We start from the raw sequence: 20,738 nt of genomic DNA on the forward strand, positions 1-20,738 counted from the left end.
TCAAATACCTCTTTCAAGGATCTGGGTTAGGTTTTCAAACTTCCACCATTCAATGCTATTTTCTGCTGTTGCCTTGTGATCGGCGTGATAAAAACCTTTATCAGCAAAAATAAGTACTTGTTCGTTGATCGCGTTGTCTTCATACCAAGTTTGCAGCGCGCCACTAGGCACAGAGTCGCTCGTAAACGCAATTACGGTTAAATTGCCATTTGAAGCCCTTAAACCGCGTTCGATCTCTAGGTTGATATGTGTATCACCAAAACTATAACCGGCGATCAACAAAACTCGTTGGCTACCACCTCGCGGGTTCAAAACTGATCTCGCTCTATGCATTAAGTTCGCATATGGATCGAGTTGTGTTTCACGGTATTTAGTAGATGCAGGCCAAATCATAATCTTTGCAGCTTGATCTTGACTGCGCTTCAAATGCGGAGCAATACGCAATGGTGTTGATGAAGAAGCATGTTCAGCCCAATTGATGGAACCATGTAGCTTAAATACTCGGGCATCTAGATTGTTCTGTTCAAACGTTGAAGGGTTCCACCATCCTGATACACCGCCCTCTAAACCATCGGCATATCTCAACTGTGATAGTGCGAGTGAGTCTTCAATTAGCGTGTCGTAGTTCATCACTAGATAATCGATGGTGCTTGGTAAGCTGTCTTTTCCTGGTCGCATTGGTCGATGCAGTGCCTGAACAAAACGCTCATGTACAGCCGAATCTACTTCAACATTAATTACGTCAAAAATAGCGAGTTTTATCTCGTTTATCGCTGCTAATAGCTGATCATTACTATATTCAGTACCTCCAATAGATACATCGCTAGCGGTTACATTGCGATTTGCTCTACGAGCTGTAATAGCAAGCCAATCGACTAGCTCGCTTAGGTAATCTTCTATGTGTGAAGCTGGATTTGCGCCAGAAAAAGACGTTTGTATGGCAGTCAATATCTGCTTTGAATCAGCTGAGAGCTTTTCACTTTTTAGTGCCTCAGCCGTTAGCTGATCTGTCAGTGGTAAATTCGCGCATCTACTCGCCCCAGCACCTAACAAAACCGCTTTTGAATGAGAGAGCAATTCTTCGAGTTTGTTTATTGCTGCTCTGAACTCTTTTTGTTCAAAAACTGTGGTATCGAATGCCATACTCCCTCCTTAGAGCTCGCCTTTAAAGGCAGAATCGAGAATTGATGCTTTTAACTGTCTAAGACTTGTTATTTTAAATTGCAACTGTTCTTTCAAACCTACATGCAATTTTCCAATACTATTTATTTTTTCAACAATGCGTTTTTGTTCTTCGCAGCCCGGAATTGGTATTAGTGCCTTTTTAAGATTTCCATCCGTAATAGCAGGGTATGAAGCACCACCAACATAGGGTTCAATTTGCGCTTGAACAAAATCTGTAGTAACAAAATAAAACAAATAGGCAGGTAAAACCTTTTCGTTAGCCCTGAGTACACAGAAACCTGTCGATGCCACTGGTGAGCTATATTCATCCCGAATCAGCGCTATGTTCTTCAAGTTTGGTCGTGTCGTCGCAAATATCACGTCGTTTAGCTGTACATGCTTTTTCGCACGTGATGGAGCATCTTTTCCTAGAATTTCCTTTGGGTCTTTAATCGCAAATCGATCACGATCTACTGAGGATATATCAATATACGTCCATATTTGATCAGCATGCTTTAACGGGTTCAAATTTTCCGTTTTAACAACAACATCTGCTAGCTCTTGCCACTCCCATCCATGTGGCAATTCATAAATTCCATTTTGGTTTATTGGTAAGGATCTTGGATTAAAAATCTCATTCAGTTCACTCGCATAAAGCAAATCAGCCAGTGTGACGCTTTCCTGCAAATGCTCAATGGCGGTGTCGATGCGGGTGAGCAGTGCGTCGAGTTTTTCGACAATGCGTTTTTGTTCCTTGATAGGAGCAAAATTAAATGTAATCGACTTTATATCTTTTAGAACCAAATTTCTGTTTGCAACGCCACGTGTTAATGCCTGCGCTTGAGCATAAGATTCGGGAGAATTCAAAGCGTATTCAAAGTACTTTGAATCGATTAGTTCAGACTTAGGTTTTAGTAGTGCGACACTTACGAATAAGCTAAATTCCCTATCAGTATCAACGATCTTTGCAACACCTGTACTGCCAACTTTCGTATACAAAATGTCATTGCGCTCAGGATTGCAACGTTTATACAGATCATCATGTGTTTCTTGGCTCACAAACCTAGTATTTGAAAAATCGATAAGGCCTTTATTGACATCTTTTACAGATAGAAATGGAACACCATCATCTGTATATTTTGGAGTCTTATGTGCTCCATCAGTGATTTTTGTGCAGACATCATCTACACAAACCCTTTTCCAACCATCCGGTAATTTATACAAAACCTGTTCCATTCTTATTTCTCCGCCAACAGGCCTTCAATTTCATCTAATAGGCCTGACACCAGTTTTTCCTTGGTTCGAATTTGCTTGAGGATATCGCTTGGCGCTAAATGCTCTGCATCTTTTTGTTTGGCTGGGTTTTTGGCGGATAGGTCATAATCTTCAGCCAGTTTGCTGGCGGATACCGTCCAAGAGCGCTCTGTGGTTTCGCGGCTGCTGTACAGCTCGACAAACTCTTTTAGGTGCTCATCGGTGATGGGCTTGTTTTTGGTGAGTTTTTGCTCGGGCTCACATTCGTAATACCACACATCGCTGGTGCCGCCGCTACGCTCAAAAAACAGCACGTTAGTTTTAACACCCGAGTACGGCAAAAACACCCCTGCAGGCAGGCTTAAAATGGTGTGCAGATTAAAGTTTTCGAGCAGATCTTGTTTGACTTGTTTAAACTGATTGTTGGTTTGGAATAGCACACCTTCTGGTACGACGATGGCTGCCTTGCCGCCACTTTTCAGAGTTTTCATAAAGTGCTGCATGAACAGCAATTCGGTGGCATTCGCTTTAATGGGAAAGTTCAGTTGGATCTGGTCTTTCTCTTTTCCACCAAAAGGCGGATTAGCAAGGATGATGTCATAACGGTCTTTCTCTTGAATATTTCGGATATCTTGGGTCAGTGTATTTCCACGAAATAGGTTTGGTGACTCGATGCCATGCAAAATCATGTTCATCATACCCATCACGTACGCCAGCGAGGTTTTCTCGTAACCGAAGAAGGTGTCGCGTTGAATAAAATCCCACTGCTCGGTAGATAGTTGGTTCTTTTTGCCCTTTAGATGCTCAAAGGCTTCCACTAAAAATCCGCACGAGCCTGCCGCTGCATCGTAAATGGTTTGCCCGGCTTGTGGGTCAATGGTCTTAATCATGGCTCGTACCACGGGGCGCGGCGTATAAAACTCGCCCGCATAACCACCGGCATCGCCCATGTTTTGCAATAAGCCTTCATAGACCAGCGAGAGTTCAAACATTTCATCACTGGACTGGAAATTCAGTGTGTCGATAATATCCAACACTTCACGCAAAGTATGGCCAGACGCCACCTTGTTGTCTAAATACTGGAAGATGGCACCAATTTTATAGGCGAAGGACTTTGGGTCTGAACCTGTAACGGCGGCATTGGCAAAGCTTTTTAAGTAGGGGAATAACTCGTTATTCACATACTCGGTTAAGTCATCGCCCGTGCGAACTTTGTTAATATCTAGCTTGCCCTCAGCATTTTTTGGGCAGGCCCAATTTGACCAGCGGTGCGCTTCATCCAACACCGGTTGATAATCTTTACCTGATAGTACCGCTTCATCTTCTTTTTCAGACTCGTAATCATCCAAAAACTTTAAGAAAAGTACCCACGAGGTTTGCTCGGTATAGTGCATAGCACCACTAATGCCATCGTCGCGGCGCAGTATGTCGGTAATTCGGTCAATTTTTTGTTGTAATGACATGGCTTATAGTTTTCCGATAATAAAATTGTACATATTGGTGATATCTTCGCTGATTTCTGCGGGCGGAATCAGATCGATATAGGCTTGTAGCTTGTCAATGTCTAATCCATTTCCATCGGTGTTAATTAACGGATCTAGAATGCTTTTTACTTTACTTGATGCAAGTTGACCAAGCCCTTCATTAAATTCTAAGTTTTCTCCAAGGTGTTGAGTTGCCAACGGAGCTTTGTTGCCAGTTTCTTCATCTACCAAGCACTGATGGTCGCCATTCATATTCTGATGGAGATGGCAGGCCAACCCTAAAGAGTCATTATTAATTTTTGTGAGTAGTTGGTGATGCTTCAATGCCGTATATGAAAGAAGATAATGCTTCATTTCGCGCCTTCTCCAAACAAGAATTTGAGCATTGATTTCGGATTTTCCTGTTATAGAAGATGTAAGATCTTTGCCGCCATTTAGCTGTAAGTTTTCGTTGTCTATGCTTGCTAATGGCAGGCTATCTCTATCGCAAATCAAGTAAACATTTTTGGCTTTGTGATTACTTCCATCAATGTAGCTTACAAAGGACTCTAGCCATTTGAGTTTTTTTGCTGCAAAAGATGAAGTATGGGAGTTCCAGCCTGATTCTACGGAAATACAGCATATCTTCCGAAATTGAGATTTGATCTCCCCATGTGTTTCTTGTCCCAATTTTCTTATGACAAGGCGAGTAAAAATCTCCCAATCGTTTTCGTTATCCATAAGCACGATGAGCTCATGAAGTGCATAAGTCTTTAGCTTTGCTTTATTTATATTTGACAGTTGCTCTAAGCGTTCTTGCAGCTCTTTTCTCTCAGTGAAAGGCAAAACACGGCCTTTCTTTACTACATGAATATTCTCAACTCCGATTTCAGATATGGAATCCAATAGGTGAGTTGTCATCAAGGCTCTGCCTTTTGCATTGTCAATACTTGCCCAGAGCTTATTGATATTTCTGTAGTGGAGGTGGCTATCAGCTTCATCAAAAAGAAATAGCGTTTTCTCGTTATCGAAAAGGTCTAATAGAGCATAAACAAACAACAGCTGATATTCACCATCACTCACTTCATCTAGTGAAAGATCATTATAAAATTTTAAACGGAGGCTTGTTTTAGTTATTGGGTTGTTGGCATCGATTGCTTGAGTTAAAAAAGTAACTGCAGGATCGTCCATAATTATGTCAGTCTCGCCTTCGACGTGAGCAGACTCGAAAGATGTATTGAAGATATCTCTGCTAGTTATTTTAATGTCTTGTTTTGAAATAATATCTTCAAAATCATATACTCCATCGATAACATTTTCGATGAAGCTTGAAAGACTTCTAAAAAAAGGGGTTGAGCGAATGGTATCTGTTGCCCCAGTTTCTTCTTGTTTTAAAGCCGCTGCAACTTTGTTAATGTATGGCCGATCAATTCTGAATCCACAAGATAATATTGAACTAATATCATCCCCTAAATCATCACTTTCTTGAACGAGCCCTAACGATTTTAGTAAGTTCCTTACTTTACCTTGCTTTTTGAGTACAGAAGCCAAAAAGATTAATAAAGGAGACCAGGTTTTGTCATAGTAAAAACAGTGTAACGATAACCCAGATTTTGATTTTCTAGCCTTTTTAAGATAGTTAGAGAAAGCTCTTGAATACCGCTCGTTATGCCCAGAGGAAAAGCAAACAACTTTCCAATCAGATAGCATTACGTCCGACATACGCCCTTCAAAAATAGTTTGAAGAATAGACGACTTCCCACACCCATTTTCGCCGATTAAAGCTGAAAATTTATTGAGCTTAAATGATTGCTCATCCGGATGAAGGTGGTTTGGAGATAAAGTTATTTCCATTTTAATTCACGTGGTAAAGCTGTTGTTGCAATTGCTTAAAAGCAGCCAGTAAATAGGCTGGCTTGCCACCGAATGCAGTTGAGGCGTCTTTCACTGTCCCCAACCCTGAAAGTTCGATAAGAGCAGGCAAGCGTTCGCGTGATAACTCAGTGCTGCCAGTTTGCTCATACCGGTTAAGCACAAAGTGCAAAAACTGCTGTGCCTTTTCTTGTTGGTACTGATTAAAGAAAGCACTGTTAGTACGTACTTGATCGGCACGAGCTTTGCGGGTTGCCATAGGCTGCTCAAAGGCTAAAAAAGCCAGCAGATCGAAGATATCGCACTCTTCTGCTTCAAACATGCGTCGTAGGGTGGCGAGTTGCTCTTTATCAAAGCCTGCTTGTACGAGTTTACCGAGCAAGGTTTCGCGTTCGTCTGGGTCTGACCATATCTGCCGCAATTCCTCAACCGATTTAAACAACCCTGGTAATTGGGTGATCAAGCGCTCAACAAATTCTTGCACCGTGAGAGGTTTGCCGTTTTCATCGATATAACGAGTTTCAACGTCAATGACTTTCAGTTCACGGTGTTTGCCTAACTTTACTTTCAACCGAGGTTTTGGCTCACCCGGTTCAGGCTCTGGGCCATCTGTTCCTCCGGGTGGTTCTGGTGTGTAGGGTGGTGTTGGCTCACCAATACCTCCTGGCTCTGGTGCTTCAGGTTCACCATCCCAATCTTTGTCATAAAACTTATTGGTTGCACCGCGAAAATCGACAATGGTGAAATAGTCTTTGCCATCAAAAACACGGGTACCGCGACCGACAATTTGTTTAAACTCCACCATTGAGCCAACGGTTCTATCCAGCACTACGTTACGCACATTACGGGCATCTACCCCCGTTGTTAACATTTGCGATGAGGTAATGATGGTGGGGATATCTTTGTCGTTATCTTGGAATTTTTCCAGTAGCTCGCGGCCGACTTTGCCCTCATCACTGGTCACGCGCACGCAGTAGTGCGGATCTTTCAGCTTTTTGTGTTTGTTGATCATGTCGCGCATGGTGAGAGCATGATTTTGGTTTTCGCAAAAGACGATGGTTTTTTCTAGTGGATTGATATTGTCTAAAATGGCTTTTGCGACCAGCTCGGTACGTTCATCTACGACGATTTTTTTGTCGTAATCTTCTACCTGATAGACGTCTTGCCCTGATTCACCTTCAATTACTTGGTCATCTTTGGTTAGCACAAGCTCGTCTAAGTTGGTACGTACGCGCTTAACTCGATATGGCGTTAAGAAACCATCGTTGATGCCATCTTTTAATGAGTATTCAAAAGCGGGGGTTCCAAAGTAATCATAGGTATCCACGTTAGCTTCACGTTTTGGTGTAGCTGTTAGGCCGACATGCACAGCGCTGCCAAAATGATCGAGTATGGCTCGCCAAGAGCCTGTCTCATTAGCACTGCCACGGTGACACTCGTCAATCATTACTAGGTCAAAGAAATCACTTGGATACGCTTTGTAGTAGCCTTCAATATTTTCACGCTCAGCAATGGCTTGGTAAATGGCAAAAAAGATATGTGCATTGGTTGGCACGACTCCACCCCGCTTGCGTACCTCTTCACCGTTTATTTTTATGAGATCTTTTTCGTATGGATTGAAGGTGTTAATGGCTTGATCGGCCAAAATATTGCGATCGGCTAAAAACAAAATTCTAGGCCTACGTGTACCCGGAGATTCTTTGTTCCAACGGGACTGAAACAGTTTATGGACGATTTGAAAGGCAATAAAGGTTTTACCTGTGCCAGTCGCCAGCGTTAACAGCACGCGTGGCTTACCCTTACCAATGGCATCTGTGGCGGCATGGACCGCTAATTCTTGGTAATAACGCGGCTGCATTGCGCCTTCTAAATGGAAAGGCACATTACGAAGCTGCTGGCCTAGATCCGAATTAACACCCGCGTAGCGGTTTTCAAGCTCTTGTGGTGTTGGGTAAAACTCGATGTAGTCGCCTTTGCCGGTTTCTAAATCAAACTCATAGGTTTGCTTGCCGTTGCTTGAATAGACAAAACGAACGAGTAGCTTCTTAGCATAGTCGATGGCTTGTTGAAGGCCTTTGGTTGGATGCTCAGATTCTTTTTTTGCTTCAACAACTGCAAGGTAACGATTGTCTTTGTGGAGCAGATAATCGACGAAACAACGACGACCACGGACACCGCCAGCAAGCTTACGGCCATCGGTAAAGTAGTGCTCCCGAATGATATTGCCCGGTTGCCAATGCGCGGCTCTTAGTGCTGGGTCGATATAGTTTGCTCTGGTATCTGCTTCTGATGCCATTAAGCTGCTCCTTGGTTACTCGGGAGTTGTTCAAGAAAGAAAAAGTTGCTTATATTTCCTCGCTCTTTGCCCAAGATGACGACAGGTCATGGCTATTCTCTTTAACTTGCCAGCGTTCCACAAGTTTAAATACTAATAATATTAGCTCGCTTTATTTAAGCTAAATTCAATCCCAGGTTAGGATGCAACGTAATCATACCGCCGAAACCTTCCACAACCATCAATAACAAAAGTAAGTGTAGCAGGAACCACATCTTTTCAGCCATAGTTTGAGTCCATAAGCTACCAAGGCAAGAGCGTGAACGTTTTTTAAGCATTTACGATTAAGTCCAGTACTTCTTCGCTCATGGTTGCCATTTTTTGTTTGCGATTCACGCTGGCGATTACTGTATTCTCACGCCGTATCTGATTTAGTGCGACATGGCGAAAACATGCCAGATTATTGCCTGCATGGCCACGACTAATTGAGCAGTCTATTTTTATTGATTTAAAGCCAGTTGCAGACTGAGTTAACACCTTCGCAATTTTCTCAAGCTCTTTTGCAGTCTTTTTGTCCCAATTGTTATCCGAAGCATCCGTAGCTTCAAATGACTTTATATCTAATAAACACTCTGTTTGGAGGCTCTTCTGTCCTGGCAGTCCTATTCTATCTCCCGTGTAATGACAAACGACTGAACTAACCTCGTCACCAAGACCTTTCTTAAGCCCTCCAAACTGCCCCCAAGTTATCACTCTCTTCGCACCGGGCCCTAATGAAGGAATTCCAAAGATCAATGGTCCGGTAATCATATTCTCGGGCTTTTTTGCACTTTCGAATCCAAAGGCATTTGCAGGAAAGTAGTCTGGCATCTTAAACGTCACACTTTTTGCCATACCTGGGCCAATATTTTCAATAACTAAGTTAATAATAGAAGGGCGTTTGTCATCTGGTGTCGCATAAACGATAACTTCAGGGTCTTTTTGAGTTCTCAGCAACAAGTAGTTAAGTGCCGTGGCAGTTACTGTGATCAAGGCTAGCACAATGCTTGTCCAAAATATTCCCACTTCAGCCCATGACACTTGAGCAAATGCATTTAATCCTTCGTTAACCATTAAAATACCCTCCTTGATTCCTGAATTCAGATAATAACCGCAACACTCATGTAATGGGATAGGTCAAAAGGAGGTCAGCTACCGACATGTGGTAGTCTTACTTTTCGACCAAAAAAAGTGAGTTCCAACATGAGTTATCGGCAGCTGACCGAGGGACAACGATACCAGATTTCGTTGCTTCTCTCAGAGAAATTTTCACTCAGAAAGATTGCAGAAAAATTAGACGTTTCGCCATCAACCGTAAGCCGAGAGCTTCGGAGAAACTCAGTTACATCGGGTTGCTATGAGCCTAGCAAAGCTCATCAAAAAACGAGCAAAAGACGTGCTCAGGGTCGAAAGAGAGGCATTTGCAAACGCACAGTAATTGCTGTCGAGCTCTTTCTTTCAGCGGACTGGAGTCCAGAGCAAATTGCCGCAGTGTGCAAACTTATTGGACGTCCTGTAAGTCATGAGTGGATTTACAGCCACATCATTCGCGATTTTCGGCGCGGTGGCGAACTTCATCAGCATCTGAATCTGAGACATCGATTAAAGCGATACAGAAAGCGAATACACAAACAACGAGGGCGGATTGTCGATAGACGCTCTATTCATGACCGACCAGAGATTGTTGGAACACGCGAGCGTTACGGCGACTGGGAAATCGATACGGTCATAGGTAAGCGCGGAACTGGCGTCATCGTGACAGCCCTAGAGCGAAAAAGCCGCTTCTATGTTACCCGTAAGGTATTTAGCAAAAATGCAAACGAAGTTGCGGATGCTTTGATTGAAATGTTATAACCTTTTCAATCACTTGTGCACACGATTACGGCTGACAACGGATTGGAATTCGCCGAGCACAAGCGTATAGCCAAGGCTTTAGATGCAGATGTTTACTTCGCTGACCCGTATGCGTCTTATCAGCGAGGCGCAAACGAAAATGCAAATGGTCTGTTGCGTCAATATGTACCGAAAGGCACCAGCTTGCGGACATTGACCAATGATTTGCTGGCAAAAATACAGCAGCGTATAAACCATAGACCACGCAAGGTTTTAGGGTTTAAGCAACCAGATGTGATTTTTAAAGAGCAATTGCAGTACGCGCAAAGCGAGTGTTGCAGTTATTAGTTGAATCTAGATAATTTAAATGCGACATTTCGAAAAAACTGGTTTCGGGATTCCCAATAGGCTAATTTGCGCAAGGGGCTATAAACCTTCTCAGATGGTCAGCGTTTTGGAGCAGCTATGATTGAAAATATGTTTAACTCGAGCCGGTTCTTGGTGTTTATCACGATTTTGATTTGTATTTTTGCTGCAATCGCTATCTATGTTTCCACAATCAGTATCGTATTCCACTTGTTCCTCGATTTATTCTCGGGATTGCCTACCAGCGCTGACGATGGCAAACGACTGGCGGTAAAACTATTAAAAATACTCGATACCTTGCTGATTGCATTAACTTTTCAAATTATTGCTATTTCGCTGTATCGGTTATTTATTAAGAAAAACTCAACGGAAAAGTCGTTGTTTTTACGTGTGCTTAATATCTCAAATTTCCACGACCTGAAAGTTACCCTGTTGCACGTCTCAATCGTGATTCTTACTATCTTGTTCCTTGAGCAAGCGGTGGAGATTGGAGCAGCTATAGAATCCCTCTACTTTGGTGGGGCAATTGCGCTTGTGATTTTTGCTGTGGTTTACGCGGCCCGTCAAATGAGTGAGCGATCCTGAATTCAGATAATAACCGCAACACTCATGTAATGGGATAGGTCAAAAGGAGGTCAGCTACCGACATGTGGTAGTCTTACTTTTCGACCAAAAAAAGTGAGTTCCAACATGAGTTATCGGCAGCTGACCGAGGGACAACGATACCAGATTTCGTTGCTTCTCTCAGAGAAATTTTCACTCAGAAAGATTGCAGAAAAATTAGACGTTTCGCCATCAACCGTAAGCCGAGAGCTTCGGAGAAACTCAGTTACATCGGGTTGCTATGAGCCTAGCAAAGCTCATCAAAAAACGAGCAAAAGACGTGCTCAGGGTCGAAAGAGAGGCATTTGCAAACGCACAGTAATTGCTGTCGAGCTCTTTCTTTCAGCGGACTGGAGTCCAGAGCAAATTGCCGCAGTGTGCAAACTTATTGGACGTCCTGTAAGTCATGAGTGGATTTACAGCCACATCATTCGCGATTTTCGGCGCGGTGGCGAACTTCATCAGCATCTGAATCTGAGACATCGATTAAAGCGATACAGAAAGCGAATACACAAACAACGAGGGCGGATTGTCGATAGACGCTCTATTCATGACCGACCAGAGATTGTTGGAACACGCGAGCGTTACGGCGACTGGGAAATCGATACGGTCATAGGTAAGCGCGGAACTGGCGTCATCGTGACAGCCCTAGAGCGAAAAAGCCGCTTCTATGTTACCCGTAAGGTATTTAGCAAAAATGCAAACGAAGTTGCGGATGCTTTGATTGAAATGTTATAACCTTTTCAATCACTTGTGCACACGATTACGGCTGACAACGGATTGGAATTCGCCGAGCACAAGCGTATAGCCAAGGCTTTAGATGCAGATGTTTACTTCGCTGACCCGTATGCGTCTTATCAGCGAGGCGCAAACGAAAATGCAAATGGTCTGTTGCGTCAATATGTACCGAAAGGCACCAGCTTGCGGACATTGACCAATGATTTGCTGGCAAAAATACAGCAGCGTATAAACCATAGACCACGCAAGGTTTTAGGGTTTAAGTAACCAGATGTGATTTTTAAAGAGCAATTGCAGTACGCGCAAAGCGAGTGTTGCAGTTATTAGTTGAATCTAGGATTAGAATTTTAGGCTTACTGTTGGTTCTTCATTCCTTATGTACTTTTCAACCAACTCTTGGTAGACAGCTTTTGCGTTACTTTCCTCGACACTTTCGTAGAAAAGCTCAACACCAACTCTGCAACAGATGTCTTGCAACATAAATGCTTCGAGCCGATAATCGTCTTGTTTTGTCGGCTTCCAACCATCACACCGCTTATTATTGTGATGATGTAAAAATCCCCTAAGCTTAACAATTTTCTCTATAAAGGTGGATACTGTCAGGCCTGCATAATCAACTTGATATCTACTTCTAAGCTCAGCAGGAAGGCTATACTTGTACTGCTTGGAAAGCACTGTCTCTTCGATCGTCGAGCTCAAGAGTTCTGATTCTAAAAATTTTTTCTGAATATGAGTGTTCTTGGTTTTTCCCTCACCATAAGTCGACTCTAGCATAAAGTAGTAATCGTAGAAGGCCTCAATGTACTCGCCATTCAGTACGTCCTGAAGTGCTCGACGATAAAACGACAGCCTGACGTCATGATTCTTCATTTTAACGGCAGTGATTATTGGCATCACTACATATTCGGGCTTTAGTCGAGGCAAGTCGCCCAAGAAAGGCTGCCTCGCTCGCTTCACTTTGAAGTTGTTTACAGTTATAGCAAGCTTATCCTTGTCCGATTCCGGTATAAACGTAGTTGTCGCTTCATTGACTAGAACGTCTTGGAGCCCCCAAATTCCCCACATCCCACTGATGTGATGCACCATCTCGACCACGCGTTCCCAACGAGGTTGGCTCAAGTTTATGTGTGCCTTTATCTTATCATTCGAACTATCAGAATAAGTTGCAACGTCATTTGCATGCACAGAAAAAGATATCATTAACTCCCGTACTTCTCCCGAATCCTTATCAACTCCAAACTCGAAACGAAAGTCGTCAAGCTCGAACGCTAGGAGTCTTTCTGGGCGTAACGCCCCGACAAGCTCAAATGTGTACATACATCTCATTAGCGGATCCTTAAAGGTATTCAATCGCTTAAGTACGTCTTCATTCACCTTTGCCTAAGTAAATTACGATAAACATTAGCAGCCCATCTCTCTATATCATCCATCGCAATTTGCCCCGTTTTTTTCGTCTTGGGGTGCACAATGAAAAAGTGATTTGAAGCACCGCATACTTCATCCAGATATGCCTTTGGCCAATTTAACGAGTTCTTTAGCAGACGGGTTTCAAAATCAATTCGTTGTTCAATGAGCTTATCCCCAACGGTAGCGTTTATCACCTTAGTTGATAACGGTTTTGTTGCATCTGACATGTCTACTTCTAACAAGTAGAAGCTTGCTCGATCAAAACTGACTTTCACTGCAGTCCAAACTCTAGGGGTACAATCATCTCGCATCGTATGGCCATTGCAACGACCAATTTTTGGCAGCTTTCGCGTGCCTAACTTGACTACTTCACAGTCATGCTTCGATTCAAGAATCTCAAGCATTTTGAAGAAACTAGCAAACCGGCTTTCATACAAATTAGTGTCTTCAGTTTGGTCATCAAGCCCATCCCAATCCGCACTCGGTAACATCCCGTCTGGCCCTTGCTCCTCGGTGCTTACTTCATTTGGAGCCTGAGTGCTCTCACCATCACCTCGGTTACCCGATTTCTTCGTTTTTGTAGCCGCTTTACGGGTGTTAAATGACTTCGCGAACTCAAAGATCGTGGCATTACCCTGCAATATCACTGGGTAATTCTCTTTGCTCTCACCGCTTTCATCTTCAACTTCATGTTCAGGTGGGCGCTCAGCTGGGCCGCCGCCACTTGAGCCGCCACCTGACTCCAAAGTAAAGAACTTAGGACTAACGAAGTCTACCTCTTCAGGGACATTGGCGGCGATATTTCCAATGCCCGAAACTTCATAAACGAAAAATGTATTTGTGTCTCGATCCCAGTTACCTCTCACCTTGAGCATTGCTCCTCTCATGGATGGCGGCTCAAATTGGAAGTCCCAAATTTGATATAATCCTAGGCTATTGCCGGTATTAATTTGTAGCCGACTGATACTTTCATATGAGCGTCGTGCTTCAGGGTCAAGAAGCACCCAAGCTAAAAAGCGACGATAGCTGTAATCTTTAAACATGTTATCTGCACAGGTAGTGAGCTCTCTAACTCGCACCGTAACATGCTCTGGATCGAACTCATCGTATTCAATTCCGAATTCGCGATCTAGAATTCCGTGATCAAGGCAGCTACGTGATAGGTATACGTTTTTGAAAAAAAGCGCTCGCGCCATTTCGAACTGTGGAATAAAAACCGTAGTTCCGCCTTCAAGCGGTACCTTAAAGCACCATTGTTCTGCTTCTTTTTTCAGTTTTCTCGGCCAAGCAGAGCAATTACTAATAACCTCAACTGTCCAGTTTTGAGCATTATCAACAGAGAAAGATAACGTTTCACCTTGAGGGCTGTAATTTTTTGTCGGTCTAAGAACATTTTTTCGAACTGCTATCGGTGCCTGAGAAAGAAGCAAAGTCCTTTTTTCTTGATCATGGGGATACACACTCAAGTTAATCCCCCAGTTTTTATGGCCTTTTTTGCGAAATAGAGAACCAATGCCATTGATCCATGTATCGTCAGCAAAACCTTTCAGGTTATCTTGTATGTTCAATTTTCAATGACCTCCTCAAGAAAGCACTTAGCCTGGGGTGTTAAACGATCCTCACTCAAACCTGCCTGTCTCATCACTACCCAACGTTTGATATCCTCATGAGCGTTCACCAAATCCGCTACAACAGCCGTTATGCGTCGAACCTGATATTCCCATACCGATTCAGAATAAACCGCTAAAAATAGCTTACAGAGGGGTAGCTTGTTTAAATTTTTCTCAATAGTTGCTTTATTAGATAATGGATTCAGATACCAAGCCGTTGAACGCCTTGGACCGTTTAGCTCTCTCTCAGCACTATTCATAATACGAAAAAGGATTTTCACCGCTGCTTTATCGCGCTCACGCCAATCTATTCGACATTGAACAGAACTTTTACGCCGTGAAAAAACTCTGTTAACTGCCAATAGCCAATCCCTGTCATTTCGATAAAGCCATGCGTAAACCGCCGCTAACCCCGTTCTACGGGCTTCCTTCGTACCTAAACGTTTGAGTCCACTTAACCATTTTCTGCGATTTTCGCGGAGTAATATAGGCGCTGTAGAACCAACCAAGCGCTTGAACATTGGCTTTGGTGGGGTAATCTTAGCCACATGAGCCAAGATATCCTGAATACTAAATTGCCTACCAAGAAAAGCATGCAAAACAACAAGGTGCTCCAAGTAGCTAAAAGCTTTTCGATGCTTTCGGAAAATTGCTCGGAGCCAGCAGAATTCAGTATCAGTGAGCGGCAAGTTATGGGAACCAAGCCAGTGCTGGGACCAAAAACTATGCACGCGGTCGGCGATTTGCTCGTGTGAAACATGTTGCCCTCTGTTCATGCCAAAATCACACGCCAGCGACTTGTAATAGCAGCCCCACTGCTCAAGCGACGGAACTTTAGATTCATCCATATCCATTAGTTGGTGAACGCTAGACTGTAAAACCTGGCTTTGCCATAAGGTGAGTGCTTGCTGTTGCTCTGGACATGAATCATTAGATGCCTGCCAATATCTGTGTCGCATTCTACTGGTTCTGGGTACAAGGCTTGAATGCAATTCGCCGTGCTTAGGACAGCAATCGACACCAGCAATTTGCCACTCACGATGCCAATAACACTCACCATGGTGCGCAATTTGCTTCTGAATACACACTGAGCAGTAGCGTAAAAATACAGGCTGGCGCACCCGTGAAGCAGCAAAGCCCGTACTCAAATGCACGGTGGTCTTAACGTTGCTAGTTAGTTGCTTAGCCAGTTTTTGTCGCCTGGTTTCGCCATTAAACCATGCGTATAAGGGGAATAAAGTGTTTTTGTACAGTAGCGAACGAGGGGGGATCGCAAGCGCTGATGGGTAGAGCCGGCTAATCTGGGTTAAATGCCCATGAAGATCGGTGGTAGCAATGATTTTCGTATTACCAAACACTTCCTGAAGGAGTTCTTTGGGTGACGTTATCCCGCTATGAACTCCATGTCTGGCTATTATGCTGTAGACAAGTTCACCTTCGTAAGGCAGCGGGAATCCAAGCATCTAACTCACCTGTTTAAGCCTAGAATGAATATCAAAAACTTCCGCACCTAACTTTAACTCGTTGTAAAAACTCGTGCTCTTCTGAGAGTACTTAAAACGCAAGTCATCAGAGCCGAGTTCATGCCACTTATTTGGCTTAATGCTTTTCGTCGTAGTCGATCGAGTTTGCGTCGGCGACGACTGAGATTCCGAGTACCAAGCCAGTACAATTTTCGTTAGTTCAGGTAGCCCAAGGCTTGGATGCTCTTTAAACACTCGCTCTATCAGAGGTGCTAGTAGGCTAGAGTCGCACTCCATGGCTTGCAACAAGTTATATAACCGCAGTGCTTTTTCATTGTTACCGAACGACACTTCTTTTTTCTTTTGTTCTTGTTGCTGTTCAATTAAGTGACGCAGTTCTAGTAAACGCTTATCTATTGAAGGAAGGTGCAAATCAGAGTATTTAACGATTAAATCAGCATCATTACGCCGCAGAGCATCAAGCATCGGATGTACGGGAATTAACTCATCGTCGTACACTTTTTGCAGCAACTCAGGGGTAACCCGCTCGATACCAGTAGCTATTGCCCGAAGCTGCGCAAGCACAAAAAGTTTAACCACAATATCCAACACCCCTTGAGACAGGCTATACCAGCGATCTCGAGTTGCATCATCAAGCGTTTCGCTTCTCTGTTTAAGCCACTGATACTTCCAAAGCTTATTGGTGAAGGCTTCCCACTCACTTAAACGAACCTTGCCATTGCTATCTACTCGTGCCTTATTCGGCCGCTGCATAGGCTCCCAGAACAAAGAACCAAAGCCTGCGCTCCTGCGGCCCGCTTGCAGTTCCATTTCAAAGATTGGGCGGGCTTTAGGAGTTCCCACTAGCACTACCGGCACGCCTATAACGTTAACAAGAGCAACAAAGAACTCCAACATCGCTTCTTTGCTTATCGAGCGCTTCAAGCCCAAGCGCTGTACTTCATCAATCACCAGCACACCCAATGCTTTTTGCGTTGCAACTTGCCCCATTAAGGAAAGGAGCACTTCTGTGCTGTGACGTTTTCGGGCATATTTTTGCTCGTAATTTGTATCCAAGGTGCGATCAATCTCCCTAAAAAAATTCAAGCACAAACTTTTTAAGGAGCCATCGCTTGGGCATTCGATTCGCAAATAAGGTAACTGCACAAAGTTGATATCAGAGTGAAAAATAACTGAGGGGTAGGTTGATAAAATTCGATTAACCGTGGTGCTTTTGCCACTGCCTGAACAGCCAATTAAAGAAAGGCATTTGGCAGTGGAGTTAGTCTGAGCAAACCTGAAGTTGTTCGTAGCACCATCCATGATTCGTTGATAACCATCTTGCATCTTACTGTTTAGGCTACCGTCCTTCGGGTTTCGACCCACGTAACCGGCTCTTATCATCACTGAGAGTTTTTCTTCGAGTTGCCGGTGTATCGACAACGGTTGAAAGAAATCATCGAGCAGGGAGGCTATTTCGTGTGCCCGCTGATGTGGCTCGGCGAAACAATCCTTGGGATCAAAGCTGACCGTACCCGTTAACTGAGACTTCAGTGCCTTCAAATCCATAATAGGTGGTAACGCTTCAATGAGCGGGTTCCCCCGATACCGCGAAACACCTGGGTCTTTGTAAACTGCGGCGACGAAATTATCAGGTAACGGCATCAATCATCATCTCCAAAAAGCTCGTCAACGTAGTCTGGGTAATCCAATTCTGGTGCGCTTTCTTTCAGCGGTATTACATCTGCTGGCTTCTGTTGCAGCGGCTCGGTCCGAACTGCTTTGCTCTGGCGCTCTAACTGTTTTTCATTTGCGCGGTTTTCACGAATCGCTCGAACTTTTTCACTTTTCGGGGTGCCTGAGTCTGCAGGACTGCTAGCCTGTGCTTCTGCGAGCTTCTTTAGAACAAACTCTTCGTGTTGCCGACGGCTCTGTTTAGCAACAACTTTTGCCTCAGCCGCAGTTTTCTTCTTTTCTTCCTGAATGTACCAGACATCCCAAAATGAGCCTCCTCTGAACTCTCGAGAACGGTCCGTCAAACTACATGTCCAATACTTATTGCTGCCAGTTTCGTAAAACAGGTAAATGTGGTCCGCAACTAACGGATCATAGGCCGCCATCATTTTGCCTGGCCGTTTCACTGTTTTCCCACGATGAGTCCAGCCCATTCGAAGTATTTCTTGCGAGGTGTAGTGCAACCCAAAAAGACTAATGCCGTGCTCTGATACCGATACCTGAGCTCTTGGCAGCAATGCAATACGAAGAGCATCACCATCTATCTGATGAAGTCGACCCGTACGATTTTGAATACCCCAACGCCATAGCTGCAAAGGTGTGTTTGGAAGTTCCGTTGGCATATCGCTATCACGATCGTATTTTTCCAAAACAGCAAACTGATTGTGTTGAAGTACGGACGACAACACAATTTGAGTGAAATCCGTCACGGTTAACTTCGCATCTAATCTGTAATCAACACCACCACGCTTTTTAACCAAGTTGCCGGTAACGTGACCGGGCATAAATGCACCGAATGAGGCATGCATGGTCCTGAAATGTCGTTCGACGATACCTTTGGCATCACCTCGGTAAGGTGGAGTGTTCTCAAGGCGCACCGCAAGACTGTTCTCAAGGTTTTCAATCTGGTGACCTAACAATTCACCCCGGTCTGCTAAAATCGCATCTGGGAGGCCAATACAAGGCCAATCTTCGTCGGTAATCTCAAACCCAAGCTTTTGGCAATACTCAACCTTACTCGTTGCGGCCATGAACAGTGCTTGCATTGCCGCTGCGTATGACGGGTTCTCAAACCCGATATACATACCTACAACCATACGACTGAACACATCCATGATAAAATACACCACCGGACGACCCACTATATTTCGCCGATCTGAGTCAGATACTAGATAAATATCAGCAATCGTAGCATCTATTTCATAACGAGAGCCTGGCCCCTGAACCTGAGTATTTGCAGTACTGTGAAGCGGTCGTATGTCTTTACTAAAATCTTTTGCTGACGCCCGCTTTTTCAGTATTTCTGGCTGTAAGTATTCGCGCTGATAAAAGTGCCGCAGTTGCCAAATGCTGGGAAAATCTTCCTCTGGTACCTCAGGGAAGTAGGTTCGGTACATCGACTCAAGACGACGATGTGCATAAGGAAATGAATGCTCTTTATCATTAAGAATGAACTTATCAATGGCAATTCTGAATAGGCGTTCCGTTTCTTGATCGATAATGGCACCCACACCTGGTTGGTGTTTTCTGGGGCGACCGAGTTTTTTGCCTTTTGCTACTCGCTTTTTACCTTTACCGCCGGAATTCTTATAGCCGGGCAGTAAGGCGTTTGGTATTTGCCCACGCTGCCAGTACTGACGAGCAAGTCGATACACCGTCTGTTTAGTTGTCTGATGATCCGAAACGATTTTTTCAACAATCGGTCCGCGACGTTTAGGCTCGTAAAATTCAGATAGCGAGATTAACGGTGCAAGTATTTCAAGATTTTTGTCCCGCTTTTGACGTGAAACAGTGCCTTCAGCGGGCGATTGATATTTCAGCTCTGAATATGGGTCTTCAACGCGCTCGAGAACACCACTGTCAATGTACTCAGGAATTTCGTCTTGAGTGATAAGTTCAGGAAACGCTTTTGAATTATCGAGGTTTATCCAGACCAGATGTCTCGGCAGTACCTCTAACACTCGATAGCGAACTTCATGGAATAGTAGTACCTCATTGATTCGAAACACGGTACACCTCCTGAATATGTTTACTATTCGCTGCCTTTATCTCATTAGCTTTTAACTTTCTAATTGGCGTAAAAAAATCAAAATCGAAATAGCGCTTGGCCAGAAGCACTCTGACTTCGCCCAGCGACTCACCTGGCTCAAGGTCGTAAGCCATATCCAGTCTTTTACACACTTCAATAATCTTTGTATTACCAGCTTCACTAAAGTGATGTTGGTAGAACTCTATTTGCTCTAATTGTAATTCGGCTTCGTCATCCCGACGACCTGCAGGGTACAACCATTCGACATTGGCCAACACTGCTTTTGGTATCTGCTGCTCAGTAACTAGGTACCAAGGGATTCCTTTTTCAAGCCAGAAGCGACGCTCGAGCTCCAGTTTTTCTACCGTGCGTTCATCATCAAGTGCATTGGAGTACTTCACCTGAAGCGCGTATTTGGGCTCTGAATCATCGGTTGTATCAACTAAAAAGTCGGTCGACATAAAATGCTCAACGCCTTGCTGAGCAGGGTGGCGTATACCTGCATCTCGCGCTAACTGTTTAGTAAGCGTTCTATCAAGCGGAAATTGCTCGCGAATATCGGTGACTTCAGGTAGCCATTCGAGTAGGAGGAATACGGCAAGTTCAAGATCAGAAAGGAGATGGTGGGTACGTTTTGACTTATGGCCAAAAATGCGGTGAACTCGACCCAGAGAGGGGAGATCTCGAACCGTGAGCCATGGTCGATATTCCGAGCCGTGCCCACTGCCACGCCCCTCGTTGACCCATTTGAGAAGCGTTTTTTCGGATATATGGTGGTTTTTCTTGGGCATACATTATTCCCGACTCAGCATTTAAGCTATGTTAGTCAGTGAGTTATGAGTATGCAACTTTATTACTCATAGGATCTATATCTTAGGATATTTGTTC

13 protein-coding genes and 2 pseudogenes are annotated in these 20,738 nt (G+C 44.0%); 3 read left to right on the forward strand and 12 right to left on the reverse strand.

Translation table 11 applies throughout. The annotated features are described in order from the left end of the window. From FM042_RS06895 to FM042_RS06920, 6 genes are all read right to left on the reverse strand, one after another. Positions 1–1,143, reverse strand: a complete 1,143-nt coding sequence (locus FM042_RS06895) for an SIR2 family protein (protein ID WP_143235693.1) — start codon at positions 1,141–1,143, stop codon at positions 1–3. A gap of 9 nt (positions 1,144–1,152) precedes the next feature. Continuing rightward, positions 1,153–2,400: a restriction endonuclease subunit S gene (locus tag FM042_RS06900; RefSeq protein WP_143235694.1), complete on the reverse strand. Its 1,248-nt coding sequence runs from the start codon at positions 2,398–2,400 to the stop codon at positions 1,153–1,155. A gap of 2 nt (positions 2,401–2,402) precedes the next feature. Beyond that, positions 2,403–3,881 carry a class I SAM-dependent DNA methyltransferase gene (locus tag FM042_RS06905; protein WP_143235695.1) on the reverse strand — a complete coding sequence of 493 codons (1,479 nt, stop codon included), beginning with the start codon at positions 3,879–3,881 and terminating at the stop codon, positions 2,403–2,405. Between the two features lie 3 nt (positions 3,882–3,884). Beyond that, positions 3,885–5,735, reverse strand: coding sequence for an AAA family ATPase (locus tag FM042_RS06910; protein ID WP_143235696.1), 1,851 nt, complete (start codon positions 5,733–5,735; stop codon positions 3,885–3,887). 1 nt (position 5,736) lies between these two features. Then, positions 5,737–8,049, reverse strand: a complete 2,313-nt coding sequence (gene hsdR / locus FM042_RS06915; protein WP_143235697.1) for an EcoAI/FtnUII family type I restriction enzme subunit R — start codon at positions 8,047–8,049, stop codon at positions 5,737–5,739. 309 nt (positions 8,050–8,358) lie between these two features. Further along, complete coding sequence (locus FM042_RS06920) at positions 8,359–9,141, reverse strand: hypothetical protein (RefSeq protein ID WP_143235698.1); 783 nt, start codon at positions 9,139–9,141, stop codon at positions 8,359–8,361. A gap of 129 nt (positions 9,142–9,270) precedes the next feature. Here FM042_RS06920 and FM042_RS06925 point away from each other — a divergent pair. The 3 genes and pseudogenes from FM042_RS06925 (at position 9,271) to FM042_RS06935 (ending at position 11,874) form a co-directional block, all read left to right on the forward strand. Continuing rightward, a pseudogene (locus FM042_RS06925) lies at positions 9,271–10,248 on the forward strand (IS30 family transposase). Between the two features lie 117 nt (positions 10,249–10,365). After that, positions 10,366–10,851, forward strand: a complete 486-nt coding sequence (locus FM042_RS06930) for a YqhA family protein (protein ID WP_221931505.1) — start codon at positions 10,366–10,368, stop codon at positions 10,849–10,851. A gap of 105 nt (positions 10,852–10,956) precedes the next feature. Next, a pseudogene (locus tag FM042_RS06935) lies at positions 10,957–11,874 on the forward strand (IS30 family transposase). A gap of 72 nt (positions 11,875–11,946) precedes the next feature. Here the strand turns inward: FM042_RS06935 and FM042_RS06940 are convergent. From FM042_RS06940 to FM042_RS06965, 6 genes are read right to left on the reverse strand one after another with little or no spacing between them, the layout of a single operon-like run. Beyond that, on the reverse strand, positions 11,947–12,924 hold the full coding sequence (locus tag FM042_RS06940; protein WP_143235699.1) for a hypothetical protein: 978 nt from the start codon (positions 12,922–12,924) through the stop codon (positions 11,947–11,949). A 53-nt stretch (positions 12,925–12,977) separates the two neighbouring features. Continuing rightward, the gene (locus FM042_RS06945) at positions 12,978–14,582 is read right to left on the reverse strand and encodes a Tn7-like element transposition protein TnsE (RefSeq protein WP_232366396.1); all 1,605 of its coding nucleotides are present in this window, start codon (positions 14,580–14,582) and stop codon (positions 12,978–12,980) included. Further along, positions 14,579–16,087, reverse strand: a complete 1,509-nt coding sequence (locus FM042_RS06950) for a TnsD family Tn7-like transposition protein (protein WP_143235700.1) — start codon at positions 16,085–16,087, stop codon at positions 14,579–14,581. The genes FM042_RS06945 and FM042_RS06950 overlap by 4 nt, the downstream gene beginning before the upstream one ends. Further along, entirely contained in the window at positions 16,088–17,752 is a 1,665-nt protein-coding gene (locus FM042_RS06955) for an AAA family ATPase (RefSeq protein WP_143235701.1), read from the reverse strand. Then, complete coding sequence (locus tag FM042_RS06960; RefSeq protein WP_232366397.1) at positions 17,752–19,782, reverse strand: transposase family protein; 2,031 nt, start codon at positions 19,780–19,782, stop codon at positions 17,752–17,754. The genes FM042_RS06955 and FM042_RS06960 overlap by 1 nt, the downstream gene beginning before the upstream one ends. 31 nt (positions 19,783–19,813) lie before the next feature. Next, on the reverse strand, positions 19,814–20,641 hold the full coding sequence (locus tag FM042_RS06965; RefSeq protein WP_143235703.1) for a TnsA endonuclease N-terminal domain-containing protein: 828 nt from the start codon (positions 20,639–20,641) through the stop codon (positions 19,814–19,816). Positions 20,642–20,738: the final 97 nt, after the last annotated feature.

It is taken from the genome of Aliidiomarina halalkaliphila, from assembly GCF_007096385.1.
In the GTDB taxonomy this organism is placed as follows: domain Bacteria; phylum Pseudomonadota; class Gammaproteobacteria; order Enterobacterales; family Alteromonadaceae; genus Aliidiomarina; species Aliidiomarina halalkaliphila.